The following is a 25,040-nucleotide window of genomic DNA, read 5'->3' as shown; positions in this document are numbered from 1 at the left end:
TTTCCCCACACTTTGGTAAACGACACGTGAATTCGGCTCGGTCTACCAAAACGAGAGGTGATCAGAAGAACAGACACACTAATTGAACTGACCGGTCAGTTCAATTAGTGTGGAAGTGTGCTAGTTGCAGACCAGATCACCGTCGCCGGACGCCACGGACAGCTTGTCGACCCCACCTCTTTGCAGGTGAAGCTCGGCGAATTACTTGTGGTGCAGGCCGGAACCCAAATTTCCCGGACCGCGCTGAGCCTAGTACTCTCCGGTCGAATGGCCCCTTCCACCGGCAGCGTGGCATGGAATCACTCGAATAAGCTCGCCTCCCTGCGCAAACACAGCGCACTGGTCGATTCCCCCGAAATCAATGCCCCGGAACAGCACTTGAAGGTTCGCGATCTGGTGGCTGAAGACCTCTCGCTCGTCCCCGTACCGCTCTGGCGCAAACGCAGTATCGATGACTGGCTCGACCGCAATGGCTTTCGCAAGGTCGCCAACGAGTGGCTCGACAGCCTCGACCCGCTTATCCGGCTCCAGATCATGGCCCGACTAGCCGCGGAATATCACGAAGTTCGCCTAGCCGTCTTCGACTCCCCGGAACGACACGGATTAGATGACGCGGACTGGCTCGAACTCCTCGAGGGGATCGCTCAGGACGACGAAACCTTCGCCGTGGTCGCGGTGGTCTCCCGCATCCCGGACTGCTGGCAAGGACCGGCGGTCGTCATGGGCCAGCGTGAACCAGTACTCGAAATGTCTCTGCCTTCCGAAGAACCGGCGGCCGCTACCGAAGCCATCGTATTGCCACCCACCCCAACGCCCGAGGCGCCCCCGGCCGCCACCCCAGCACCGGTTGACACCACGGACGAAAACGTTGAATCACCCCAAAACCTTGAGGCCGAGCAGGAGCAGGTCGCGGACGGCGAGTCCGCGGAGCAAGGCACCACACCGCTTCCGGCGGCGCCCGACCAACCCAGCGAGACGACCCGCGCAAAGGACAATTCATGACCACGCTTCGGTTAGCGCTCTCCGAACTTCAGCGCATGACCCGCGGCACCCTGCCCAAGTTGGCGATTATCGCCCTGAGCTGTGTTCCGCTGATTTACGGTGCCCTCTATCTCTACGCCAACTGGGATCCACAATCGCACCTTTCCGGAGTGCAGGCAGCACTGGTCAACCTCGACGAAGGGGCCGAAAAGTCCGGTAAGAAGCTGCAGGTCGGCGACGACGTCACCGAGTCGCTACTCGAGGACGGTACCTTCGGCTGGGTTGTGGTGGACACCGAGGAAGAGGCCGAAGCCGGGGTTGCCAGCGGCGACTATTCCTTTGCCATGACCATCCCCAAGGACTTCTCGAAGAATCTCGCTTCACCGGCCGACTTCGAGAAGGCCAAACAAGGCATTCTGAAGATCACCACCAACGATGCCAACAACTACATGGTCGGTACCTTCGCCGATAAGCTCGCGAAAACAGTGCACGACTCGGTGGCCACCGAAGTCGGCACCCAGACCGCCGATGCACTGCTGACCGGGTTTGTCGACATTCACAAGAACATGAAAAAAGCGGCCGACGGAGCCGGTGATCTCTACACCGGATCGGTCAAACTTGTGGACGGTGTCGGCTCGCTGTCGGACGGCGTGAACAGGCTCGTGGACGGAGGCGACCAGCTCGCCCAGGGCACCAGCGATCTGCATTCGGGTACCGGAGAATTGCACTCGGGTACGTCAACATTGCACTCCGGCACGGGCGAACTACTCGCCGGGCAGAAGAAGCTGCGCGATGGTTCCAAGCAGTTGGCATCCGGCACCGGTGAGCTGTCCACGGGCGCCAACAAGCTGTCCAATGGGCTGTCCGAAATGAAGCAGAAGACCGCGAAGCTGCCAGCTGCCGCCAAGGCGTTGAACGACGGGGCCGCCAAGGCTTCCGACGCCTCCAAGCAGCTCGCCTCCGGTGCCCGCCAGGTGGCCGACGGAAACGCGGCCCTCAATGCAAAGGTTCAGGACGCTGCCGGGGTGATCACCGCTCTCGAGCAGGACGCCGCCGACCGACTCGATACGGCCGAATCCCAGGCCACCGTGCGCCTCGACAAGCTTGTAGCCGACGGGGTCATCACCCAGGACCAGGCCGATTCGATTACCTCGGAGGTCTCCGCCGCCATCGATAGCGCGGCGGCCGATTCCAAGGTGGTCGCCGAGGCTAAAAAGGTCAAGACCCAGCTGAAGACGGCGCAGGGGCAAATCCAACAGCTGGCCGACGGCTCCGAGGCGGTGGCCAAGGGTGCCAAGCAGCTCTCCGGCGGCCTAGGCACGCTGGCCAATGGCACCGCCCAGCTCAACGCCTCGGTTCCGACCTTGGTCAACGGCATCGCCTCGGCCGCCGATGGTGGTAAGCAACTGGCAACGGGCGCGGCCAAGCTCGACAGTGGCGCCAACACCCTCTACAAGGGTGAGAAGAGCGCCGTGGAGGGAACCGCTAAGCTCAACGATGGTGCCGCCAAGCTCGACAAGGGGGCCGCCAAGCTCGACGACGGTGCTGCGAAGCTCGAGAAGGGTGCTGGCACCCTCTCCACCGGGCTACACACCCTGCGCGACGGTGTAGGCGACCTGGCCAATGGCGCAGGCCAGCTCTCCGACGGCTCCAACACGCTTGCCAATGGGCTCAGCGACGGCACCAAGAAGGTACCGAACCCGGATGACCAGACCAAGCAAAAGCTCTCCGAGGTCATCGGTGACCCAGTCGAGGTCACCCGCACGGACCAGACCAAGGCCATGGCCTACGGTGAGGGTCTTGCCCCGTTCTTCATGACTCTGGCCACCTGGATTGGTGCCTTCATTCTCACCCAGGTGATGCGCCCAATCACCAAGCGTGCGCTGGCCTCGAACGCCCCGAATTGGAAGATCGCCATTGGCGGCTGGCTACCCTTCTTCCTGATTTCGGTGATCCAGTCCTCGATTCTGTACTGCGTGGTGATCTTCTGGCTCGGCCTGAATACCGCCCACCCATGGATGACCTGGGGACTGTTCTTCCTCGCCTCGATGGCCTTTACCGCGCTCATTCAAGGCATCTGCGCGCTGCTGGGCACAGCAGGCAAGTTCGTGGTGCTCGTGCTGATGGTGCTGCAGCTGGTGACCGCCGGCGGCACCTTCCCGTGGGAAACCCTGCCCGAACCGTTGCATGTGCTGCACCGCATTCTGCCCATGGGGCATGTGGTCGTGGGTATGCGGCACTTGATGTACGGCGCTGACCTGAGCGTGCTCAGCGAGGTTATTCTGGGTCTGATCGGATACACCATCCTTGGTCTAGTGCTCTCCACTCTGGCGGTACGTAAGCACAAGACGTGGACGTTGAAGGCGCTGCAGCCGGAGCTAGGGGAATGAGCATGGTCGCCGAAGCCCCTACCCCACGTGAGCGGGTTCGCGCCACCGCTTCCAAGCAGCGGCTCTTCGCCGCCGGCATGCAGCTGATGGGCGTGCACGGCCCGCAGTCGGTTACCGTGGATGAGATCGCCGCCAGCGCCGGAGTCTCCAAAGGCACCGTGTACTACAACTTCGGGTCGAAGGACCAGATGTTGGAGGCAATGCTGGACTTTGGTACCGAGACGCTGCTTTCGGCGCTACACGAGGCTGCCTCGCATGAGGACCCGTATCAGGCCCTGCGTCTGATGATCGAGGTAGCGGTCGACTTCATCGAACGCTACCCGGCCTACGCTCAGCTGTTGCTCAACGAGCGACGTACCGAACGGTGGGCGATGCAATTACAGGTTTTGCACACCCAGGTCGTCGAGGTGATCGAGCGGGTGCTGGTGCGTTTGGTCGAGTTGCCCAGCGAACTGCGCAGCACGGTGTCCGCAGCCCTATTTGGTGCGGCGCTCTTCGCCGTGCGGCAAAGCGCCAGCCCGCAACGCCCCGGCGACAAGGACTCTGCGGTGCGGGCCACAATGCTGATCATCGACGGGCTGATGGCCGGCGGCACGACCCGTTGACCAGATCCGCCACTGGCGCCGTGTAGCGGCAGACCTGAGGGGCGGAATCTGCACGGGTGTAAACCGGGCGCCCGGCTAGTCGCGTGGCACGGCGAAGAATGTTACCCGGGCGTCCCGCGCGTCCAGATGCGAGTAAGGATGCTCGGTTTCCAACACGGTGGTCCCCAGCGTCGGGTAGTTCATAGCCAGCTCATACACTGCCTCCTGATCCGAGTCGGCCGAGGCCAAGCGCAACGCGAGATCTTGCAGGATCGGCTGGTGGCCGATCACCAACAAGGTGGAAACAGAAGCGGGAGTTTCGTTGATGATCGAACAGAGCTCGCTGACCCCGGCGCGGTAGATACGCGTGTCGATATAGGGCGTTGGCCCCTGCTCCCCGAGTTCCGAAAGCACCCAGGCGCAGGTGGAACGCGCCCGTAGCGCATCCGAGCAAATGATGTAGTCGGGTATTAGATTGTGCTCGACGAGCCAGCGTCCGGCCGCCGGGGCCTCCCGGTCCCCGCGGGCAGCCAGCGGCCGGTCGTGATCGTCAACTCCCAAGGGATAGTCGCTTTTAGCGTGACGCATGAGGATGAGGCGGCGAGTGTGCACTGTCATATCTCAAGCATGCCATCGCCAGCCAACAAAAAGGGGACGCCCGCCTCGCGCACTGCGATTCGAACGTCCCCTTCGGGTGCCGCTTCCGCGGCAGATGCTTTAGATGGAGTATTCCGGGGCGGCCCAGACGACGACCTCGGGGTGCTCGTAGAAGCGGTAGCCCTGACCGCGCACGGTGCGCACGGTGTTGGCCAGACGGCCCAGCTTCGAACGCAGGCGACGGATGTGCACGTCAATGGTGCGCTCGTTGGGAACCTCTTCGGCATTGCGCCACAGGTTTTCCAGCAACTCATCACGGCCCACGGTGCGCGTACCGTTCTCAACGAGGAAGTTCAGCAGTTCGAACTCCTTGAAGGTCAAGTTCAGCGTTTCACCATCGAGGTATACCTCGCGGCGAGACAGGTCGATCAGCACACCGGAGGGACGCGGAGCACTCGGGCGGTTCTCGACGCGGTTACGGCGGGTCAGCGTCGGATCACCCAGAGCCTGACGCACTACATCGATAGGCTCACCCTGCGCACTCGCCGGGGCCAGCGCCACGGCAGCGTGGGTCTGCGCCTGCGGAGAAAGCGTTGCGAGGAAGGAACGTACCTGGGTGGCCAGCTTACCCAGCGAGGTGCCCTGCTCTTGGGCTACGGTCTCATCCAGACCGACGTAGAGCACGAAGCCACGAGCCGAAGTATCGGCAGCAGGTGCCGGGGCGTTCTGTACCGGTGCCGGGGTACTTGCGCCGGCGGCCTCACGAGTTTCATGAATATTCGATACGGCACGCAGCGGACGATAACCGGCCGGTGCATAGTTACCGGCGGCTGCGCGCTGCGCCGCCGCGGCACGATTCTGTGCGTTGCGAATTGAAACGTGGACGTATCCGGATCCTGCCGACATATTTTTTCCTCTTTTGCTGCGAAGGCCAAGTGACTTGGCGCCGATGCTTCGGGTTTTACTTGCGTTGCCCGCGGCCTTCTTCCACGAACAACAGTTGGGTGTCCCGCCAACGAATCATCTACGAATGATGAGATCCGTTGGCGCCGAGCATTCGGCAACACCGCATTGCGGTGTGCACGTCGGTGCCATTTCCGCCGATTTCGGTGTTTTGCGCTGTACTCACTCTTCTAGTTTCCCCGTAACATTCACAACTTGCAAGTAACATAAACCACAGGCGTCCATAATGTGAGACAGATGTGTCCATTTGTGACGAGTGACACTTTAGTCAAAACTACAAACATCAAGCGCTTAACTATGCGCAGTGAGCAGTGATTCCAAAACAATCGATCAATCTGACCACACCATTCACGCCTATGAATATTCATTCACAGTTAACCCGAGTCCACCCCTCAAACATTCGCATAAGTCCTACCTTGACCAAATAATTCACTGGTTGTAGACGCGGAAGCCGCATAAAATCATCGCTAACGCACATAGGGTCTGCACAGGTAAATCACAAAGACACCTCAAAGCAATAGCGGAAGCTGGTAAACATGAGCGATTCCCGATTCTCCCCCTCGCAGCTGCCACGTCTTACCCACCCGGATGGCACTCCCATCAAGGTGCTGGTGGTCGACGACGAGCCGTCGCTGGCCGAACTGGTCTCCATGGGTACCCGCATGCTCGGCTGGGAGGCCACAATCGCCCACGACGGGCCGCAGGCGGTTGCCACCGCACGCAGCCTCTCCCCCGACGTGCTGGTACTGGACTGGATGCTTCCGGGCTTCGACGGTCCCGAGGTCCTCCGCAAGGTCCGCACCTACCTGCCGGAAGTTCCGGTGCTCTTCTTGACCGCCAAGGACGCCGTGGAGGACCGCATCGAAGGCCTCGGCGCCGGAGCCGACGATTATGTGCCCAAACCCTTCAGCCTCGAAGAGGTTCTCATTCGGCTCCATCGACTTGTGGAACGCTCGGGTGCTACCAGCGCCGATACCTCCGAACTGGTCGTCGGCGATCTCGTGCTGAATATGGACTCGCACGATGTTTCACGCGCCGGACGCCAGATCTCCCTGACCGCCACAGAGTTCGACCTGCTGAGCTATCTGATGAGCAACGCTCGCCGCGTCGTGTCCAAGTCGCAGATCCTCGATAACGTTTGGCACTACGACTTCGATGGCCAGGCCAACATCGTGGAACTGTACATTTCCTACCTGCGCAAGAAGATCGACGTCGATGCCGAACCGATGATTCACACCGTCCGTGGCGTGGGATACGTGCTGAAGCCGGCGGCATGAGTCTGTTCAACAGCACCCTGCGAGGAAATCCGCATGCGCTGCAACGGCGCCTGCTGGTAATCCTGCTCGGCTCGCTGACCACCGTGGCGGTGCTCCTCGGGTTGCTCTACAACGCCGGCGTGCGGCAAACCCTGATGGCCCAGCTCAACGAGCAGCTTTACCAAACAGCTGCCCGAGCCGCGGCGTACTCGGATAACTTGAACAAGCCCGGAGACAAGCTCTTTGCCCCGGGTCAGGGCCCGGGCACCCTCACGGCCCGCTACATCTACCCGTACATCTTCTCCGGCGCGATTCTGGATGATTCCTCCGGGGAACGCGTGGAGATTACGCAGGCCGACACCACCCCGCTGGTCACCCTCAAGGTGGGCGACGAACCGGTGCGCAAACACCTTTCCATCGGCGATTACCTGCTGCTGGCCACCAAGGACCCCGGCTCGGGTGGAACCCTGATCGTCGGATTGCCCTTGCACACCACCGATGCGGCGCTGCTCCGCATGTCGTGGCTGACCTTGTTTATCGCCTTGTTCTGTGTGCTGGGGGCCGGGTTGGCTGGCTCCTGGTGGATCACCCGTTCCTTCGCGCCGCTCAAGCGTGTTGCCTCGGTCGCCGCCTCGGTGGCCAGCGAAGATTTGAAGACCGGCACCGTGGCGCCGATGGACAAGGTATCCAGCGAGGACGCCATTCCTGGTACCGAGGTGGGCAACGTGGGCTGGGCGTTGAACGCCATGATCGATAACGTCTCCACCGCGTTGACCGCACGTGAAAAGTCTCAGGCGCAAATGCGCCAATTCGTCGCCGACGCCTCACATGAACTCCGGACCCCACTGGCGGCGATCCGCGGCTACACCGAACTGCTCTCGGCCACCGAGCACTTCTCCGAAGACGGCCGCCGGTCGGTGGACCGCGTGCTCCAGCAGAGCAACCGGATGAGCACCCTCGTGGAAAACCTCTTGCTGTTGGCTCGCCTGGATGAACGCGAAGGCTTCACCCTCGAACGGGTGGATCTAGGCCTGCTGACGGCGGATATCACCGAGGATTTCAAGATCACCGCGACGGAGCACAACTGGGATTTCGAATGCCAGGCCGAGGAACTGTACGTGGACGCGGATGCCGCGTCGCTTCGCCGGGTGATCACCAATCTGTTGGCCAACGCGCGCAAACATACGTCGGCGGGCAATACGGTGACCGTCACCGTGGCACGGGACGCGGCCACCGATCAGGCCATCGTGCGCGTGCATGACACCGGGGAAGGCATCGACGAGGACTTCCTCCCCCGCGTTTTCGAGCGCTTTACCCGCGCCGACACCGCACGCTCGGGGTCTGATGGCACCACCGGGCTGGGTCTGCCCATCGCGAAAAGTATTGTCGAGGCGCACTCGGGCACCATCACGGTGTCTTCCCGCCCCGGGGATACCACCTTCGAGGTGCGCCTGCCGGTGGCCTCTGGGCCGACCGAGCGTTCCACCGGGCCAGCCTCGACCGGCCCGGCGCGGAACTAGCTCGGGATTTAGACCAGTGGCGGGGTCACGCCATACAGGCGGTCACCGGCATCTCCCAGGCCGGGGATGATGTAGGACTTCTCGTTCAGCCGCTCATCGAGAGAAGCGAGCACCAGGTGCACGCGGTCATCGTCGCCGTGGCTCTTGCGAAGGCGTTCGATGCCTTCGGGAGCACCGATCAGGCAGATGCAGGTCACCGAGTCGGCGCCACGGTCGAAAATGAACTTGATGGCTTCGGCCAAGGTTCCGCCGGTAGCCAGCATCGGGTCCAGAATGAAGACCTGACGGCCGGTCAAGTCATCGGGCAGGCGGTCAACATAGGTGATGATGTCGAGCGTTTCTTCATTACGCGCCATCCCGAGGAAACCCACCTCGGCGGTCGGCACCAGCCGCGTCATCCCTTCGAGCATGCCCAGACCGGCTCGCAGGATCGGCACAACAAGAGGGGTCGGCTTGGCGAAAGCGGTACCGATTGTCGTCGCAACCGGCGTGATGACCTCAACCTGCTCGGTTTTAACTTCACGAGTTGCCTCGTAGGCCAGCAGGGTGACCAGCTCATCGGTCAACTGGCGGAAAATCGGGGACGGGGTGTTCTTATCTCGAAGAACCGAAACCTTGTGTGCCACCAGTGGGTGGTCAACTACCTGTACGCGCATGCCTAAAATCTACCAGCCGGTTACCAGCTGCACAGCGCTCCTAGCGCGAAAATTCGCGGCTCACCGCCAAGAATTGTGCCCAGCGAAACAGCCGCCGAGCCGCCCGCAGCGCAGTTCGTCCTAAAGTAGTGAACTATGGCCGATGTGATGGATCAGTGGATGCAACTTGCGCTCGACGAGGCACGCGCCGCGTTGGCGACCGACGATGTCCCCATTGGCGCGGTGATTCTCTCCCCCGACGGCACCGTCTTGGCCACCGGACGGAACGAACGAGAAGCAGGCTTCGATCCCACGGCGCATGCCGAAGTGGTGGCTATCCGTAACGCCGTGCAGGAATTACAGCGCCGTGGGCAAGAAGATGGTTGGCGGCTAGCGGACTGCACCCTCGTGGTGACTCTCGAACCCTGCGCCATGTGCGCCGGAGCCATCGTCCTGGCTCGCATTCCGAAGCTGGTGTTCGGGGCTTGGGATGAGAAAGCTGGTGCCTGCGGTTCGGTTTTCGACATCGTGCGTGAACCACGGCTAAATCACCTCGTCGAGGTGTACCCGCGGGTACGCGAAGCCGAATGTGCCGAACTCCTAAAAAGCTTCTTCCAGAGCAAGCGCCACTAACCCGAATGTGTTACCGGCCACTCGTTTTGGTGTTCGCACCATGACCGGTATAGAGTAATCAGGTCTGGTGACGTGTCCGAGCGGCCGAAGGTGCAACACTCGAAATGTTGTGTACGGTAACCCCGTACCGTGGGTTCAAATCCCACCGTCACCGCCAAAGCAAGACCCCTACCTCCTTGAACTAGCAAGGACGTAGGGGTCTTCCTCTTTTCCAACGCTAACCAACGATGAGGGTTCCGAATCAGAATTCTTCCGAGAGTCCGCTTCGCATCGTTGCCCAACGCCCCTGACTCCACCAAACCGTTGCAGCCACCCATACCAATACTGGTTCGGGCAACCGGCCCATAAGCAACGACTACCTCGAACGGCCTCAGGGGCGTTCGGCGTGCGCAGTCCACAAACCGAAAGATACCCCTGTCGGATCTCGGTAAATGCCGAACCATCGATCGTCACCGCCCAATGCGGTCCGATACCGCTCCACCACCCCACCGAGCGCTAATACGCGATCGAGCGTTGTCTCAAGATCGTCAACAGCTAAATACAGTCGCGCTCCAGCGGCCGGCGGTGATGCCGACGGATCCGCACGCTGAAGTCCGCCTATTCCGCGGTCTCCTGCCTGAATTATCCAATAGTCGGCGCCCAGCTCCGTATCCGCGAAGGCTGGCTCAAATGACCAGCCTGACAGCGAGGCATGAAACTTTTGAAAGAGCTCCGGATCCCTCGTTTCAACTTCCCACCAAACCACTCTGTCCATGGGCCCATGTTATGGCATGGTTCACTAGGCGTTAAGCGGTGCTCGGTAATCGAGCACAGGAAGTAATGAGGGAAGACGCAAGCACAGATTCGACGGGTGATTCCTCCTTGGAAGGCGCCTAGACCCTAACAAATCCCAACTAGGAAGCTAGGTAACCTCCTATGATTTGCAACAGTTCTATCCGCTCCGTTCTTGACTCGCAGGGTACATCGAACACAGTTGGCGGCCAGTCTTCTTCTGGCGCGTAAGGGACCGTGCCGGTTGCCAGTACATCTCGTCTTACGAGAGTCCGACGACGTTTCCATCCTCGTCGACGTCCATATGCATGGCAGCCGGTACTTTGGGAAGCCCCGGCATGGTTGTGAGTGAACCACTGATGGCCACGATAAACCCGGCACCAGTTTTGGGGATCAGTTCTCGAATCTGCAACGTGAAACCTTCGGCCGCACCTAACAGCTTTGGGTCATCGGAGAAGGAGTATTGAGTTTTGGCCATGCAGATTGGCAGATGATCCCAGCCGTTGGCGTGAATCTGCTCGAGCATCCGTCTTGCCTTGGCCGAATACTCGACATTCGCTCCTCCGTAAATCTCACGCACGAGGGTCGAAATCTTTTCTTCAATGGGTTGCTGAAGTTCGTAGATCGGAGCGAAGCTACTTGGCGCCTCGATAGCCCGTAAAACCGCCGCGGCAAGCTCGCCGGCCCCTGCACCTCCTTGCCCCCACACATCGGTGATGGCGCATGCAATACCGTTGGCTTCCGCCCACCCGGTAACCACGTCCAGTTCAGCTTCCGTATCAGTTGCAAATCTGTTGAGACAGATCACCGGTTGGATGCCGAATTTCGTGATGATCGAAGCGTGGCGCATGAGGTTTGGCATGCCGTCCTGCACCGCCGCGACGTCTTCATGCTTCAGGGCTTCCTTGGAGACCCCTCCGTTCATCTTCAGAGCACGGATGGTCGCGACAATCACCACCGTATCGGGGGCGCACCCGGCATATCGTGCCTTAATGTCCATGAATTTCTCTGCGCCCAAGTCTGTGCCGAAACCTGCCTCCGTGACGACAACGTCGGCGAGCGCCCGGGCGGTGTTGGTCGCGATGGCCGAGTTACAGCCATGGGCAATGTTGGCAAAGGGTCCACCGTGGATAAACGCCGGTGTGCCGCCAATGCTTTGGACGAGGTTGGGTTTGATGGCATCTTTAAGCAACATCGTCATGGCGCCTGCCCCACCCAGATCATCGACCGTGACCGGCGCCTTGTCGTAGGTATAGCCAACAGTCATGCGGCCGAGTCGAGCGCGCAGGTCTTCAAGGCCGGTCGCCAGACAGAAAACCGCCATAACCTCGGATGCTGCGGTAATTTCAAAACCGGTTTCTCGCGGGACCCCATTGGAGGGACCGCCCAATCCGATGACCACGTTGCGCAGCGCTCGATCGTTCACGTCGATAACACGCTTGAAGGTGATGGATCGCGGGTCGATGCCGAGCGTATTTCCTTGCTGCAGGTGGTTGTCGATCAGTGCCATCAATAGGTTGTTGGCGCTGGTGATGGCGTGGAAATCCCCGGTGAAATGCAGGTTGATCTCGTCCATGGGCAGGACTTGAGATTGGCCTCCACCGGTGGCGCCACCCTTCATGCCGAACGTGGGGCCCACGGATGGCTCGCGTAGAGCGATTATGGTTCTCGTCCCCGTTGCCGCTAGCGCATCGCCGAGCCCCACGACCGTGGTGGTTTTCCCTTCGCCTGCCGGTGTCGGGGAAATCCCACTTACTAGGACCACTTTGCCGAGGCGGGTGCCGGGATCGGGTAACAATGTGGGGTCGATCTTAGCTTTGTATTTGCCGTAGGGCTCGACCGCGTCTTGCGGGATACCTGCAGACTCGGCAATCTCCGCTATTGGTTTGAGCACCGCCCGCGAGGCGAATGCGAGATCACTCATGTCGGATTCTGGCATCATTGCCATCCCGTCTCCCCTATCTGGTTGACCATTGTCCGGCGACGAGGAAAACCAAGGCTCCTGATTTTCCTTGATTAGCATTCAAGCTACCACTGGGGTCTTAGCGGCTGTAGTAATGCCCCGCCCTGACTCGAATACCAAGCTTCCGGTCTGGACACCGAAAGCACCAAGACCCGTTTCGAGGATGGCTATGGAGTTGCTACACAGAATTAGATCGGGAGGCGCACCCGACTGGCGCGGAGAGATAGCGCGTGGCGCCTATTGCATCTACGCGGCGGCCCTGCCCATTGGGTTGCACGAAACCTAGGCAGGCACGCCCCTGACACCCTTGAGTTCGCCGGAACCACCTATGCCAAACAACCGACATCTAACCTAGCGCAGCCCCGAAATAGGAATCGCGAGACGTAGACTCAACTGCGAACGATTCGATCTTAGAAGCGCAAGGAGCCTACCGCCATGAGCGTTGAACCCGGTATTTACGAGCACTTTAAGGGCCAGCGCTACGAGGTCATAGCCGTTGGCAAACACAGTGAGACCGAGGAGCAGTTGGTCTTCTACCGTACGTTGTATGGGGATTACAGCTTTTGGGCTCGTCCACTGTCAATGTTCGAGGAATACGTCGAACGAGACGAATACCGCGGACCGCGCTTTCGTCGCATCGCCTAGGCGGGCCACCGCCAACGATCAATCGATCTGGTGCTGGTGAATCTCGGTTTCCAACGAGGACCCGTTGATTTCTAGATATAGCTGCCCCTCGGTAACCGAAACCGACATGGAGTTCCGGCGGGACACTTCGGAGACCACTGAATCAATAAACTTCGGTTCAAAGGAACGCATGACAATGTCCGCTGCCCGGTGAATCGTCTTGCCGGACCATGAAGCCAGAAGCTTTTGAGGATCCCGGTGCGTATACACGGCGGTGTACTGGGCGTGCTTACTTCCGAAATGCAGGCGCTGGGCATCCGGTGCACCGACTTCAATCCAGCCTGTCAACCTGCCGGTCGGATCCTTAATCACCACGGCCGGTTCTTCGCTCGACGAGACCCCTCCGGCGGCAAAGGCAATTCCCTCGGCAAATTCCAGGCAATACGCCAAGACGCGGGTAACCATATAAGCGTCGGTCTCCGAAGGATGCTGCGCGACGCGTAGCGACAGTTCCTCATACACGCCTCGATCCACGTCAGCGAGTTGGATGTCAAAGGTGTGCATAGTTGCGCCGATAGCCATACTGCAAACTTTAGCGCCGACCTGTCATCTCCTAAGCATGGGCAGAGACGGTCAAGGAATTGCGTACCACTACGCACGGTCGACGCACCCTCACGAGTGACACGACATCGCACTCGAAGTTAATCAAACTGTAATCTATTTTCTGACTGGCTCGAAGTTTTGCAAGCGAAGTGATGATAGCGTTCTAGGCATTGTTGCTTAGATTCTTTGTGAGGGAAAATCGTGAAGCTTGCGGGTCGAATTCGGAATATTGCCACTGGAATGGCGCTCTGCGCTGCGCTCGCCGGATGCTCCGCCCCCAACCTCGAATCGCCACAATCGGTCTCTGACTCTGCGGACTTGCCAGCAAGCCCGGCAGCGGTGGAGTCGAGCCAAGAATCGTCCCCGGCGGCCACTCCGGCGCCAGATATCTCCCACCCCGAAAATGCCACCACCCAGGAGTGGGCGGATAGCAAGGTGAAGATGTGGACCGACAATTCTGGCATCAAGTCGGTCAAGGGTTTCTTGGGAAGCTTCGCCTTGATCAATTCCTGGAAAGCAACCGGGCCCGGTGAAATTACTCTCTACCTAGATAATTCCTACAAGTACGTGAATCAAGGCGGCAATGCCTGGGATACGTCGTTGGATGAGCTAAACGGCATGGCCCTGGTGATGTTCGAAAGCATTGGCGCTGAATCTCCCGAGCTTGAGACGATCAAATTCCAGACGGAAAACGGAAAGCATCATGGCGCCTTCGAGCGTGCTCGCACCGGGGCCGACCCTTCGGACCTTGATGCCTGGGCCGACGAGAAATATTCTCAGTGGCTCACTAGCATGAATTTCACCTACGAATCGCTCTGCGGCAAGATCACCGAACTGTCTGACTACCGCAAATGCATTCCCGCCGACCCACATGCGTATATCAAATCGGTGACGGCACCGGCCGAAGGCGAATTATTAGTGACGCTCTCCGACGGCAAATGGAGGGGAAACACCTATGACCAAAGCCAGAACGAAGGTGTCCTCTTCGTCTCGAGCAACATGATCATCAGAATCAACCAGCAGTCTCTGGGCGAAGTAGAGAAGCTGACGGTCGCTACGCAGGACGGCAAGGAAAGCAACACCGCTCTCAAAGAGAATTGGAGCTACTAGCAGGAGGCACGGCCTGACCATATGACCACCGTCTGCGAAACCTAGATGCTCAGGGTGAGGAGCTACCGCAATGATCACTTCTCCGGGTTCCACGGGCCGGATTAATCGCAGTGCTTTGGGTCCTCTACCGCTTTATGCCCTGCTAGCTGCTTGTTTGTCAGTGCTGAATCCCACGGCACCTTGGTGGAGCTCTGTTTTCCTGGGGCTTGGTGCCGGCTGCGCCGTAGTTTGCCTATTTCGAAGTGCAAGCAAGAAAGCGCATCCGGCCGGACCAATACCGTATGCAACCGCATTTATTAGCGTCAGCGCCTTGACGTTGCTGTGCTTTATCGCCAGATATGCGGTGCTCATGGCCGGCAGCATCCCGCGCCGCTACATGGAATACGTGCACAGTGGAGACAGTTTCGCAGCACCATCGTGGCTTGCCCAGCAGGCGACCCAATCGGCGTCGCTGACGGTGCTGTTGCTCGCTAACGTGCTGCTGGTTGCCATGAACTACTGGTTACCTCGCCGCAGTTCCTAAGCCATCGATAGGATGAAGCCATGCGAATTGCGATCCTCGACGACTACCAGAATGTTTCCTCCAGCATTGTGGACTGGCATGAACTGGCCCATGAGCTCAACGCCGAGGTCACCGTTTTCACCGACTACCTAGGGGCTGACGACGACGCCGTATGCGCCGCGCTGCAGCCTTTTGAGGTGATCGTCGCGATGCGCGAGCGTACACCGTTCACCCGCGCCCGCATCGAGCGCCTCGACCGGCTAAAACTTCTGGTCAGCACCGGCAGACGCAATTCCTCCATTGACCTCGGGGCGGCAGCACTACGCCGTATCACGGTCTGTAACACCGGCTACGTACCCTCCGATGCCGCCGAGCACACGTGGGCACTGATACTCGCCTCGGTGCGACGACTGGACGTTGAACTCTTCTCTGCGGCTCGTCCCCGCCCTGCAGGCGCACCGTGGCAGTCCACGCTGGGCCTCGGATTGTCCGGGAAAACCCTCGGCATACTAGGACTGGGTACGCTCGGTGCACGGGTTGCAGCGGTTGGTAAAGCCTTCGGGATGCGGGTGATCGCCTACAGTCAAAATCTGACCAAGGAGAGGGCCAACGAGGTCGGCGTGGAGCTGGTCTCCGAAACCGAGCTCTACGCCACCAGCGACATACTGACTATTCATCTCAAGCTCTCCGAGAGGAGCCGCGGCGTCGTTGGAGCCAAACAGCTTTCGTGGATGAAGCCCGACGCGATTCTAGTCAACACCTCTCGAGCTGCCATCGTTGACACCACCGCGCTGCTTGACGCGCTGGATAACGGGTTGTTGCAGGCTGCCGCCGTGGACGTATTCGATAGCGAACCGTTGCCCGCCGCGGACCGGATCGCTTCCACCCGCGGACTCATCTCCACCCCGCACATCGGTTATGTCACCGCGGAGCAGTACGAGATTTTCTACTCCGACGCCGCCGAGGATATTCGTGCCTGGGCTCAGGGCGCCCCCATCCGCGTCATGCAATAAACACCGACCGCGGTGGATGCGGTGGACTCCAATTTAGGCTCCGACTCGCGCCGGGCGGATGCCGTCAATGATCCGGGTCCAGTTATCGCCCCCGTGCCCGTGGGCGATCGCGTGTCGGTAATGTGCCTGTACGGCGCGTGGTAGCGCCGATTCGATGCCGGCGGCCTCGCTAGCGGCCACCAGATGATCGGCGGTCGCACCCATCATGGTCACGGTGCTCAGCTGTCCGGGATGCTCGCCTGCGTCGATCTGCGCGCCGATATCTCCCCCACCGGCAAGCATCGCGGGGATATCGCGCAGGGTAGTCATCAACTCGTCAATCGCCGCGCTGGCACTGATCCCAGTGGTGCCGAGGAGCGCCGTGGCATGCATCAGCGCTGACAAACTCGTCAAAAACAGGTCGAGATGAGCTTGGTACATCAATTGCGCGAGCCCCGCGTCGGCCCCCAGATACCGCGGCTGCCCCAGGGTGGCAAGTGCCGGACGGTGCCTTGTAAAGTGCTCCAAGGCGCCGCTGTAGTACACGTAGGAGGCCTCGGTGCCCACCATCGGGGCGGGCACCATGATGCCGCCGGTAACGAAATGGGCCCCCTGCGCCGCTGCCCACGTCTCGGCCCGACGGGCCTGCTCGGGAGTATCGGAACTGAGGTTCACGATCGTAGAGCCTGCTAATTCGGCTATGGCGTCCTGCAATACGTCATACATCGCTCGGTAGTCGGTCAGGCTAAGGATCACGAGGTCGCTGGCTGCTACCGCTGCTGCGGTGGAATCGGCCAGTGTCGCCCCTTCGGCGACTACGCCTCGCGCTCGATGCGGACTACGGTTCCAGACCGTCACGCGATGACCGGCGGCCAGAAGCGTTCGGACCATGGCCTGACCCATGGGCCCTAGGCCGATGACGCTCACATCGATCGGGTGCGCGCTGTAGGCATTGACAGGCTTTTGCAGTTCGATTGATTGCTCCATACCTCTATGGTGTGAAAGACGGTAGCATTCCGGAAGTACGCACTAATTTCTGCGGTACTTACCTTTTGGTTAGCCATGGAGGAAATCAGCATGAGCTCGGAACGGGTCGGTCCTTACATCTGCGGTATCGACGCCGCCCTCGATGTGGTCAGCGGCAAATGGAAGGGCTTAGTGCTCTGGGAGCTACAGGCTCATGGAATCAGACGTTTTGCAGAACTTCGGCGCGCGCTACCTGGAGTTAGTGAGAAAATGTTGACCCAACACCTGCGTCAGATGGAAGAAGACGGGCTAATCAACCGCAATGTCTACGCAGAGGTTCCTCCGCGTGTTGAATACTCGCTGACCGAAACCGGCTCTTCGCTCAACGACGCGTTGGGCCCATTAGGTGAATGGGGTCGGGCCCGAATTCAGCGAGAAGAATTGCAAGTGGTCCCCGCTCCGGACGCCGCAACATCACGGTCTTAACCCAACTAGGGGCGACGGCTTGCTAGCGGGTGCGCCTCTGACCTGGCCCGGTCAGACTAGCTGGACGCGGCACGTAATTGAAGTGCAGAATGGCCACCACTGCGGCCCACCCCACACCGATCGTCAGGCCCACCACCACGTCTGAAACCCAGTGGTGGCCCAGGTAGATCCGCGAAAGTCCCATACAGATGACGAAAATCCCGGCTCCAATGCCGATCCATTTCGCGTAGTGACGCCAGCCTAAGACAATCGCCAAATAGGCAGAGATGCCAATCAGTGCCGCAGCGTTGAGGGTGTGTCCGCTGGGGAAGGAAAAGGTCTCTGGCGGAGCAACTCCACCGGGTACGCCGCCGGGGCGGACCACAAGCAATTGGGCCTTAAGCACGATGGTGCAGAGCACCGAGCCCAGCGCGGTCACCACGGTGGTGGCCAGGGGCCACAGGTTTCGTTGCCACCAGCACAGCGCCACGGTGATAAGCACCATGGTCAGGGTCATGCCGGGTGTTGAGCCCCAGTAATGGAACAACGTGGCGAGCCAATGAGCCCACGGCACCTGATGTTCCAGTACCCACTGATAGACCGGTTCGTCGATGGCGTGACTCCAGCCACCGGCCCGCAGGGATACCAGCACCCGCCGGGTGAAGAACACCATCACCACCACGATGCCGAAGACTATCCAGAGTAGCTTTGCAGCCACAGATCGCGAGCCAGATGGGTACTGTCGAGGCAAACGCATGCCTTCAATCCTAATTCAGGCCTTATGCGAGAGATCGATGATCCACTGTGGGGTTTGCCTCCCCATCCTCTGATCCGCCTTAACCCTCAGTCGGGCGGCCATCGCTTGCTGTTCGGTCGTTATCGGGTCGGCTTCGCCCGCATCGATACGTTTTTTCAGGTCGCTGCTGGGTTGGTAGTTCGGCGGTTGGACGTGCTCGCCGGCATCCTCATTCGGTTTGGAACTCATTGCGCTCACCTCCTGCCGTTGTTCCGGCATACAGCGCGCTGGTGACCCCGGCAATGATGTCCGCCTCGGTATCGGTGGCGGTGTCCACCAACGCCATGAGGGCTCTTAAGCCAGCGTCGCGTTCGTGACTGTGGATTGAAATAGCGCGGTTTAGCGCCCATTCGGCGCGTTCCCACCACTCGGCACGCTGGGCGGCTCTGCGTTGTTCCCGCGCTACATGGCGCGAAGCGAAAAACGCGACGATGGCGGCGAGGACGGCGGCCAGTCCACCCACCGCGGGGCTGACCCAGAACTCCCGCCAGAATTCCCGGTCGCTGGCGACGGGAAGAAAGTACCCGCCAGCTAGCACTCCCACGAGCAAGGCAACCGCAAGGAGCAATAGCATGAGCCAACCACGGATCCGTTGAGCCATCGGTCCAACCCCTCCCCTCGCCCATCGACTAAGTACTGTCACCGTGCCAGCGCGGCACCGAGTTAGCAAGGGCTCGGTTCCGGATTCATGGAAAATGGGAGCATGACTATCAAGGTGCTGGCCGTTGGCAAGAAGCATGAATCCTGGGTTGATGAGGGAATCTCACGGTACGAGAAGAGGCTGAAGAAGCCCTTCGATCTGTCGTGGCAGTTACTTCCACACTCATCCCGTGAACACGACGCGGCGCGCGGCGAAGAGTCCGTCCGGATCCTGTCGAAAGTCGCCGACCGCGACTTCGTAATTCTTCTCGACGAGCGCGGCAAGAATATTGATTCCCCCGCCTTGGCCGAGACGCTGCGTACCCCCATCGACTCCTCGCGCAACGTTGTGGTGATCATTGGCGGGGCTTACGGTGTGGATCCTTCGGTCCACGCGCGGGCCAATTTCACTTGGTCCCTGTCAAAACTGGTCTTTCCGCATCAGCTTGTGCGTCTGATCCTCACCGAGCAGCTGTACCGCGCGCAGGATATTCTCGCCGGCGGGAAGTACCATCACGTCTAAGCGCCGACGCCGGTTGACTTTCCAGAGTGGAAAGACAAGACTTTCCATAACGGAAAGTGAGTGATCCATGACCGAACAGTCACCCCTCGACCACGACCAAGCAGCCCGGTTGCTCGCCGAAATCGACAGTTCCTCCGCCCAGATGCTGGAAACCCAAAGATCGCCGCGATGGCTCCTGATACTCGTAGCTGCGATCATCGCGAGCATGCTGTCGTTCAGGCAGTTGCTCGGCCTTCCAGTTTTCCTGCTCTGGCTCGTCGGGCTCGTGCCCACGGTGCTCTGGTACGCCTTGTCTGCAAAACGCCGGGGCAAGTTGCGCACCCTCAAGTTCGCTGATCAGGACACCGGTCTTTACGTCGTCGTCCCCGTCCTGCTGACCATCGTGACTGATTGGGTGGAACTCAGGGCTTTCTGGCCGATCCTTGCTTGCTGGTTTGCAACCTTCTCCATCGGGTGGGCCTGTCTGGAGCGGGTCACACTCCTCGAACGCAGAGCACGCGTCAAGGACGCCCATGAACGAGCCCACTAGCCCCGCGCAGTTCGACGAGCTAATCCATTCGCCACTGCGGCTACGTGCTTGTGCGGCCTTGGCCACCATGGAATGGGTTGAATTCGCCCGGTTGCGCGAAACTCTACAGGTGGCGGACTCCGTGCTCAGTAAGCACCTCAAGACCTTGGAAACCGCCGGGTATGTGCGGATCGAAAGGTTTACCAAGTTGGGTCGCAGCCGCCTGCGTATCTCGTTGACCGCTGCGGGACGAGTGGCCTACACCGGCCATGTTGCCGCGTTGCGTAGCATCACCGGCGACGCGTAACTCCGGTTGCCGTCTATCGGTCGGGTGTGGACCGTAGGATCGGAGATATGAGCAGCGAGGTTCTCGAGCGATTTAGCGAAGCCACCCGGAAGTGGTTCACCGAGGTTTTCGCCGCGCCCACCGAGGCTCAGATCGGCGCCTGGGATTCCATTTCCCAGGGGCAGCACACGCTCGTCATCGCACCGACGGGGTCCGGCAAAACCCTCGCCGCCTTCCTGTGGGCGCTGGATTCCTTGCACCGCCATGAGTCACCCACCCCGGCCCTACCCGGGTTCGAGAGCGCCCCGGAAGGCAACGGCACCAAGGTGCTCTACATTTCTCCGCTGAAAGCTCTGGGCGTGGATGTTGAACGCAACCTGCGCTCCCCCTTGGCTGGCATCGCGGCCACCGCCCACGAGCTTGGCCTCGTGCCCCCGACTGTTTCGGTGGGCGTACGCTCCGGGGACACCCCGGCCGCGGAACGTCGGCGGTTAGCAAAGACCCCGCCGGACATTCTGATCACCACGCCCGAGTCGCTGTATCTGATGCTGACCAGTCAGGCCCGTAGCGCGCTGCGCGAAGTCCATACGGTGATCGTCGACGAGGTGCATGCGGTTGCCAACACCAAACGCGGCACGCATCTTGCGCTCTCTCTGGAACGGCTTGACGCCCTGCTGACAACTCCGGCCCAACGCATCGGTCTCTCCGCGACGGTTGAACCGCCAGAAGAGGTCGCGCGTTTCCTCGCCGGCGGCGCACCGGCCAACATCGTCCGCCCGCGCTCCACCAAGAGCTGGGAACTGTCGGTGCATGTGCCCGTTGAGGACATGACCGATCTGCCCTCCGCCGCGGCGGCACATGACTTGGGGCCCGGCTCCTCCCCCACCGCCAGTGCCAGCATTTGGCCGCATGTGGAAAATCAGCTCGTGGATTTGGTGCTGGCCAACCACTCGACGATTATCTTCGCGAATTCGCGCCGGCTAGCCGAACGGCTGACCGGGCGCCTGAACGAAATCTATGCCGAACGCGAGGGCTTCGCCGCCCCCGAGTCCGGCGCGAACACACCCGCGGCCATCATGGCGCAGGCCGGTTCCACGGCCGGGTTGGTCCGCGAAGCACCCGTGCTCGCACGCGCCCATCATGGCTCGGTCTCCAAGGACACCCGCGCGCAAATCGAAGAGGATCTTAAACTCGGCCGACTGCGCGCCGTGGTGGCGACCAGCTCCTTGGAACTCGGCATCGACATGGGACTGGTCGACCTCGTCATTCAGGTCGAATCGCCCACCTCGGTCTCCTCGGGCCTGCAGCGCGTGGGTCGTGCCGGGCACCAGGTCGGCTCGGTCTCCAAGGGTGTGTTCTACCCCAAACATCGCGCGGACTTGCTCTCCACCGCGCTGGTGGTCACTCGCATGCGTGCCGGAGCCATCGAGAAGATGAGCATCCCGGCCAACCCGCTGGACGTACTCGCCCAGCAAACTCTGGCCGCGGTGGCCATGGACGATCTCGAGGTGGAGGCCTGGTTCGATTTGGTGCGCCGCGCCGCGCCCTACCAACAGTTGCCGCGTAGCGCCTACCTGGCCACGCTGGACATGCTCTCGGGCAAGTACCCCTCCGACGAATTCGCTACCCTCAAACCACGGTTGCTCTGGGACCGCGATAGCGGCATGCTCTCTGCCCGGCCCGGGGCCCAACGGCTGGCGGTGATCTCCGGGGGCACCATTCCGGACCGCGGGCTCTTCGGCGTCTTCCTCGCCGGTGCCGAAGATGACAAGGCGCCCAAGCGCGTGGGCGAGCTGGACGAGGAGATGGTCTACGAATCCCGAGTGGGTGACGTTTTTGCCCTCGGTGCCACCAGCTGGCGGATCGAAGACATCACCCACGACCGGGTGCTGGTCTCTCCGGCCTTCGGGCAACCGGGCAAGCTACCCTTCTGGCATGGGGACGGGCTGGGGCGCCCCGTGGAACTCGGCGCGCACCTTGGCCAGTTCACCACCAGCCTGCTGGCGGCCGAACCCGCCGCCGCGCTAGCTCGCCTGCGCTCCGAGGGGCTCGACGATTTCGCGGCCAGGAACCTGCTCGGCTACCTCGACGACCAGCGCAAGGCCACCGGCCAGGTCCCGAACCACACGCGCTTCGTGGTCGAGCGCTTCCCCGATGAATTGGGCGACTGGCAGGTCATTTTGCACTCCCCCTTCGGCCTGGCCGTGCACGCCCCCTGGGCCTTGGCCATTGGGGCGAGGGTTCGCGAACGTTGGGGTCTCGACGCTTCGGCCATGGCCGCCGACGACGGAATCGTGTTACGCATTCCGGCGATGGAGGACGAACCACCGGGCGCGGAGCTATTCATTTTCGAGCCCGACGAGATCGTGGAGCTGGTGACCACGCAGGTGGCAAATTCCGCGCTTTTCGCGGCACGCTTCCGCGAATGCGCCGCACGCGCCCTCTTGTTGCCACGCATCAACCCGACCAAGCGCACCCCGTTGTGGCAACAACGCCAACGCGCCAGCCAACTACTGGATGTGGCACGCAACTACCCGGATTTTCCGATCATTTTGGAAACCGTGCGCGAATGCCTCAACGACGTTTACGACCTGCCGGCTCTGGTCGACTTGCTCGGAGCCATCGCCGCCCGCTCGATTCAGGTCGTCGAAGTGCAGACCGAACTGCCCTCACCCTTTGCCCAATCGCTGCTCTTTGGCTATGTGGCCCAATTTCTCTACGAGTCCGACGCCCCGCTGGCCGAACGGCGCGCCGCGGCACTGAGCCTGGACCCGGTGCTGCTCGGCGAGCTACTGGGGCGCAACGATGTGCGCGAAGTGCTCGATGCCGCGGTGATCGAACAGCTCGGTGCACAGCTTCAACACACCGACCCGGCCCGCCGCCTCAGCGGGGTGGAAGGCGCGGCAGACCTCTTGCGGCTCCTTGGCCCGCTGTCCGCCGCGCAATTGGCCCGGCGACTCAACGACCCCGATCTCGATGGGGCGGCGCTGGATGAAGCGACGGCGCGATCCCACGCGGAAACGCTGGTGGCCACCCGCCGGGCGTTCACGCTACGGGTCGCGGGCACCATCGCCTACGCCGCGGTCGAGGACGCCGGCAAGCTCCGAGACGCCCTAGGCACCCCACTGCCCACGGGTATCCCGGCCACCTTCCTCGAACCGGTCGCCGCACCCATCACCGATCTCGTGTCGCGCTATGCGCGCACGCACCCGCCCTTCACCGTCACCGAATTGGCGACCGCGCTGGGGCTGGGTGTGGCGGCCCTACGCCCGACCCTGGAATCCATGGTGTCCGCCGGGCGTCTGGCGCTCGGAGCCTTCCGGCCCCTCGAGCTCGTCCCCGTAGGAATCACCGGCGACGAATACTGCGACGTCTCGGTCCTTCGAACCATCCGCACTCGCTCGCTGGCGGCGCTGCGCGCCGAGGTGGAGCCGGTCGACCAGCCAACCTTCGCGCGCTTTCTGCCCGCGTGGCAGCAGGTCGGCACGGCACGCTCCAGCGCCGACGGGCTCTATGAGGTCATCACTCAGCTAGCCGGCGCCCAGGTGCCGGCCTCGGCGTTGGAATCCTTGGTGCTGCCGGCCCGCCTCACGGACTACGCACCGGGCTGGCTCGATGAGCTGACCAGTTCCGGCGACGTACTGATCTGTGGGGCCGGCGCCGCCGGTGGGAAGGATGGCTGGCTTTCGCTCCATGCCACCGAACACGCCGAACTCACGCTGCGTGCAGGGGACCGCTCCGCTCTTTCGGCACTGGCGGTGCGGCTGCTGGATTCTTTCGAACCTACCGGCGCCTACTTCATCGAGGAGCTAGCCGCCGGTCTGAAGCCAAGCGATGAGGTCGTGCAACTGAGCGAGGTCACCGAGGCCTGCTGGGAACTGTTCTGGGCCGGATTCATTTCGCCGGATACCCTGGCCCCGGTGCGCGGTTATCTGGCCGGCGGCAGCACGGCGCATAAGATCGCCAAACCCGCACCTCGGGCCCGCGCCGCGCGACTGAACCGGCTCTCCGGTCTCACCCGCATAGCACGAACTCAGGGCACCGGCCGCACGGTTCGCGGAGGAGCCCGCTGGGCCCTGCTCCCACAACCGGTGGATGACCCGACCATAGCCGCACACGCTGCGGCCGAAGTACTCCTTGAACGCTACGGGGTACTCACGCGTGGGTCGGTGGCCGCCGAGGCCGTGCCCGGTGGCTTCGGGACGCTGTACCGGGTGCTGGCCAAACTCGAGGAAGCCGGTCATGCTCGGCGCGGATACTTCGTGGAGAAGCTCGGTGCCGCCCAGTTCTCCAGCTCCGCCACCATCGACCGCTTGCGCAATCATCAACTACCCGAAGACCCGCAGCGCACCACCCAAGCGCTCGTGTTGGCCGCAACCGACCCGGCGAACCCCTACGGTGCCGCGCTGCCGTGGCCGGCGTCGAATACCGGCCACCGCCCCGGGCGGAAAGCCGGTGCCCTGGTGGGCATGCTCGATGGCAGGCTCTATCTGTATCTGGAACGCGGCGGTCGAACCGTGCTGACCTTTGCTGAACCGGGCGCGGCCGAGGTTGCGGCGGTAGCCAAGGAGCTGGTCCGTGTGTTGCGTGTGGCCAAGGTGGATAAGATCGCCGTGGCTACGGTCAACGGGCTGCCGGTAGCCGAGCACCCGCTGGGTGCCGCCTTACTCGAGGCCGGTTTCTACAGCACGGTGCAGGGAATTCGCTTCCGCGGCTAGTGTGCGGGTCGAGAG

25 protein-coding genes and 1 tRNA gene are annotated in these 25,040 nt (G+C 61.4%); 16 read left to right on the top strand and 10 right to left on the bottom strand.

The window, feature by feature from the left end; all coding sequences use genetic code 11:
- Positions 1 to 117 precede the first annotated feature (117 nt).
- From ACJD00_RS02355 to ACJD00_RS02345, 3 genes are read left to right on the top strand one after another with little or no spacing between them, the layout of a single operon-like run.
- A complete protein-coding gene (locus tag ACJD00_RS02355) occupies positions 118 to 1,002 on the top strand; it encodes an ABC transporter ATP-binding protein (RefSeq protein WP_418908329.1) in 885 nt (294 codons plus the stop codon).
- The gene (locus ACJD00_RS02350; protein WP_418908328.1) at positions 999 to 3,371 is read left to right on the top strand and encodes a YhgE/Pip family protein; all 2,373 of its coding nucleotides are present in this window, start codon (positions 999 to 1,001) and stop codon (positions 3,369 to 3,371) included. Before ACJD00_RS02355 ends, ACJD00_RS02350 begins: the two co-directional genes overlap by 4 nt.
- A 2-nt stretch (positions 3,372 to 3,373) precedes the next feature.
- Complete coding sequence (locus ACJD00_RS02345) at positions 3,374 to 3,976, top strand: TetR/AcrR family transcriptional regulator (protein ID WP_418908327.1); 603 nt, start codon at positions 3,374 to 3,376, stop codon at positions 3,974 to 3,976.
- A 75-nt stretch (positions 3,977 to 4,051) separates the two neighbouring features.
- Here ACJD00_RS02345 and ACJD00_RS02340 read toward each other — a convergent pair whose 3' ends face one another.
- Positions 4,052 to 4,573 (bottom strand): SixA phosphatase family protein, encoded by a 522-nt coding sequence (locus ACJD00_RS02340; RefSeq protein ID WP_418908326.1) that lies wholly within the window; start codon positions 4,571 to 4,573, stop codon positions 4,052 to 4,054.
- 99 nt (positions 4,574 to 4,672) lie between these two features.
- Positions 4,673 to 5,458, bottom strand: a complete 786-nt coding sequence (locus tag ACJD00_RS02335; RefSeq protein ID WP_418908325.1) for a winged helix-turn-helix domain-containing protein — start codon at positions 5,456 to 5,458, stop codon at positions 4,673 to 4,675.
- Positions 5,459 to 6,051: 593 nt separating this feature from the next.
- On the opposite strand from ACJD00_RS02335, the gene ACJD00_RS02330 reads away from it, so the two are divergent.
- Both ACJD00_RS02330 and ACJD00_RS02325 read left to right on the top strand, forming a co-directional pair.
- Positions 6,052 to 6,792 carry a response regulator transcription factor gene (locus ACJD00_RS02330; protein WP_309408938.1) on the top strand — a complete coding sequence of 247 codons (741 nt, stop codon included), beginning with the start codon at positions 6,052 to 6,054 and terminating at the stop codon, positions 6,790 to 6,792.
- Positions 6,789 to 8,291: a sensor histidine kinase gene (locus ACJD00_RS02325; protein WP_418908324.1), complete on the top strand. Its 1,503-nt coding sequence runs from the start codon at positions 6,789 to 6,791 to the stop codon at positions 8,289 to 8,291. Before ACJD00_RS02330 ends, ACJD00_RS02325 begins: the two co-directional genes overlap by 4 nt.
- 8 nt (positions 8,292 to 8,299) lie before the next feature.
- Here ACJD00_RS02325 and upp read toward each other — a convergent pair whose 3' ends face one another.
- On the bottom strand, positions 8,300 to 8,947 hold the full coding sequence (gene upp, locus ACJD00_RS02320; protein ID WP_309408941.1) for a uracil phosphoribosyltransferase: 648 nt from the start codon (positions 8,945 to 8,947) through the stop codon (positions 8,300 to 8,302).
- A 135-nt stretch (positions 8,948 to 9,082) separates the two neighbouring features.
- On the opposite strand from upp, the gene ACJD00_RS02315 reads away from it, so the two are divergent.
- Both ACJD00_RS02315 and ACJD00_RS02310 read left to right on the top strand, forming a co-directional pair.
- The gene (locus ACJD00_RS02315) at positions 9,083 to 9,559 is read left to right on the top strand and encodes a nucleoside deaminase (protein WP_309408943.1); all 477 of its coding nucleotides are present in this window, start codon (positions 9,083 to 9,085) and stop codon (positions 9,557 to 9,559) included.
- 66 nt (positions 9,560 to 9,625) lie between these two features.
- Positions 9,626 to 9,716 (top strand) — tRNA-Ser (locus ACJD00_RS02310).
- 213 nt (positions 9,717 to 9,929) lie between these two features.
- Here ACJD00_RS02310 and ACJD00_RS02305 read toward each other — a convergent pair.
- Together ACJD00_RS02305 and ACJD00_RS02300 are read right to left on the bottom strand one after the other, a co-directional pair.
- Positions 9,930 to 10,313, bottom strand: coding sequence for a VOC family protein (locus ACJD00_RS02305; RefSeq protein ID WP_418908323.1), 384 nt, complete (start codon positions 10,311 to 10,313; stop codon positions 9,930 to 9,932).
- 279 nt (positions 10,314 to 10,592) lie between these two features.
- Positions 10,593 to 12,272 (bottom strand): formate--tetrahydrofolate ligase, encoded by a 1,680-nt coding sequence (locus ACJD00_RS02300; RefSeq protein WP_418909289.1) that lies wholly within the window; start codon positions 12,270 to 12,272, stop codon positions 10,593 to 10,595.
- A 456-nt stretch (positions 12,273 to 12,728) separates the two neighbouring features.
- Between ACJD00_RS02300 and ACJD00_RS02295 the strand changes: the two genes are divergently transcribed.
- Complete coding sequence (locus ACJD00_RS02295) at positions 12,729 to 12,938, top strand: DUF1653 domain-containing protein (protein WP_309408947.1); 210 nt, start codon at positions 12,729 to 12,731, stop codon at positions 12,936 to 12,938.
- Between the two features lie 18 nt (positions 12,939 to 12,956).
- On the opposite strand, the gene ACJD00_RS02290 is transcribed toward ACJD00_RS02295, so the two are convergent.
- The gene (locus ACJD00_RS02290) at positions 12,957 to 13,499 is read right to left on the bottom strand and encodes a YaeQ family protein (RefSeq protein ID WP_418908322.1); all 543 of its coding nucleotides are present in this window, start codon (positions 13,497 to 13,499) and stop codon (positions 12,957 to 12,959) included.
- Between the two features lie 222 nt (positions 13,500 to 13,721).
- Here ACJD00_RS02290 and ACJD00_RS02285 point away from each other — a divergent pair, with 222 nt between their 5' ends.
- The 3 genes from ACJD00_RS02285 to ACJD00_RS02275 all read left to right on the top strand — a co-directional run bounded on the left by ACJD00_RS02285 (position 13,722) and on the right by ACJD00_RS02275 (position 16,145).
- The gene (locus tag ACJD00_RS02285; RefSeq protein ID WP_418908321.1) at positions 13,722 to 14,630 is read left to right on the top strand and encodes a hypothetical protein; all 909 of its coding nucleotides are present in this window, start codon (positions 13,722 to 13,724) and stop codon (positions 14,628 to 14,630) included.
- Positions 14,631 to 14,940: 310 nt separating this feature from the next.
- Positions 14,941 to 15,153, top strand: a complete 213-nt coding sequence (locus ACJD00_RS02280) for a hypothetical protein (protein WP_418908320.1) — start codon at positions 14,941 to 14,943, stop codon at positions 15,151 to 15,153.
- A gap of 20 nt (positions 15,154 to 15,173) precedes the next feature.
- The gene (locus ACJD00_RS02275) at positions 15,174 to 16,145 is read left to right on the top strand and encodes a D-2-hydroxyacid dehydrogenase family protein (RefSeq protein ID WP_418908319.1); all 972 of its coding nucleotides are present in this window, start codon (positions 15,174 to 15,176) and stop codon (positions 16,143 to 16,145) included.
- A 33-nt stretch (positions 16,146 to 16,178) separates the two neighbouring features.
- On the opposite strand, the gene ACJD00_RS02270 is transcribed toward ACJD00_RS02275, so the two are convergent.
- Positions 16,179 to 17,111 carry an NAD(P)-dependent oxidoreductase gene (locus ACJD00_RS02270; protein ID WP_418908318.1) on the bottom strand — a complete coding sequence of 311 codons (933 nt, stop codon included), beginning with the start codon at positions 17,109 to 17,111 and terminating at the stop codon, positions 16,179 to 16,181.
- A gap of 90 nt (positions 17,112 to 17,201) precedes the next feature.
- Between ACJD00_RS02270 and ACJD00_RS02265 the strand changes: the two genes are divergently transcribed.
- Complete coding sequence (locus tag ACJD00_RS02265; protein WP_418908317.1) at positions 17,202 to 17,576, top strand: winged helix-turn-helix transcriptional regulator; 375 nt, start codon at positions 17,202 to 17,204, stop codon at positions 17,574 to 17,576.
- Positions 17,577 to 17,598: 22 nt separating this feature from the next.
- On the opposite strand, the gene ACJD00_RS02260 is transcribed toward ACJD00_RS02265, so the two are convergent.
- The 3 genes from ACJD00_RS02260 to ACJD00_RS02250 are packed head-to-tail and all read right to left on the bottom strand — an operon-like array spanning position 17,599 to position 18,952.
- Positions 17,599 to 18,312 carry a phosphatase PAP2 family protein gene (locus ACJD00_RS02260; protein WP_418908316.1) on the bottom strand — a complete coding sequence of 238 codons (714 nt, stop codon included), beginning with the start codon at positions 18,310 to 18,312 and terminating at the stop codon, positions 17,599 to 17,601.
- Positions 18,313 to 18,327: 15 nt separating this feature from the next.
- The gene (locus ACJD00_RS02255) at positions 18,328 to 18,540 is read right to left on the bottom strand and encodes a hypothetical protein (RefSeq protein ID WP_309408958.1); all 213 of its coding nucleotides are present in this window, start codon (positions 18,538 to 18,540) and stop codon (positions 18,328 to 18,330) included.
- Positions 18,521 to 18,952, bottom strand: a complete 432-nt coding sequence (locus ACJD00_RS02250) for a hypothetical protein (protein ID WP_418908315.1) — start codon at positions 18,950 to 18,952, stop codon at positions 18,521 to 18,523. The genes ACJD00_RS02255 and ACJD00_RS02250 overlap by 20 nt, the downstream gene beginning before the upstream one ends.
- Positions 18,953 to 19,054: 102 nt before the next feature.
- Here ACJD00_RS02250 and ACJD00_RS02245 point away from each other — a divergent pair, with 102 nt between their 5' ends.
- The 4 genes from ACJD00_RS02245 (at position 19,055) to ACJD00_RS02230 (ending at position 25,025) form a co-directional block, all read left to right on the top strand.
- Positions 19,055 to 19,513, top strand: coding sequence for a 23S rRNA (pseudouridine(1915)-N(3))-methyltransferase RlmH (locus ACJD00_RS02245; protein WP_418908314.1), 459 nt, complete (start codon positions 19,055 to 19,057; stop codon positions 19,511 to 19,513).
- Between the two features lie 67 nt (positions 19,514 to 19,580).
- The gene (locus ACJD00_RS02240; RefSeq protein WP_418908313.1) at positions 19,581 to 20,042 is read left to right on the top strand and encodes a hypothetical protein; all 462 of its coding nucleotides are present in this window, start codon (positions 19,581 to 19,583) and stop codon (positions 20,040 to 20,042) included.
- Complete coding sequence (locus ACJD00_RS02235) at positions 20,026 to 20,328, top strand: transcriptional regulator (RefSeq protein WP_418908312.1); 303 nt, start codon at positions 20,026 to 20,028, stop codon at positions 20,326 to 20,328. Before ACJD00_RS02240 ends, ACJD00_RS02235 begins: the two co-directional genes overlap by 17 nt.
- A gap of 47 nt (positions 20,329 to 20,375) precedes the next feature.
- Positions 20,376 to 25,025 (top strand): ATP-dependent helicase, encoded by a 4,650-nt coding sequence (locus ACJD00_RS02230; protein WP_418908311.1) that lies wholly within the window; start codon positions 20,376 to 20,378, stop codon positions 25,023 to 25,025.
- Positions 25,026 to 25,040: the final 15 nt, after the last annotated feature.

This window comes from Glutamicibacter endophyticus (assembly GCF_048457885.1).
Taxonomy (GTDB): domain Bacteria; phylum Actinomycetota; class Actinomycetes; order Actinomycetales; family Micrococcaceae; genus Glutamicibacter; species Glutamicibacter endophyticus.
The sequence above is the reverse complement of the archived record's forward strand: the minus strand, read 5'-3'. Positions and strand labels throughout refer to the sequence as shown.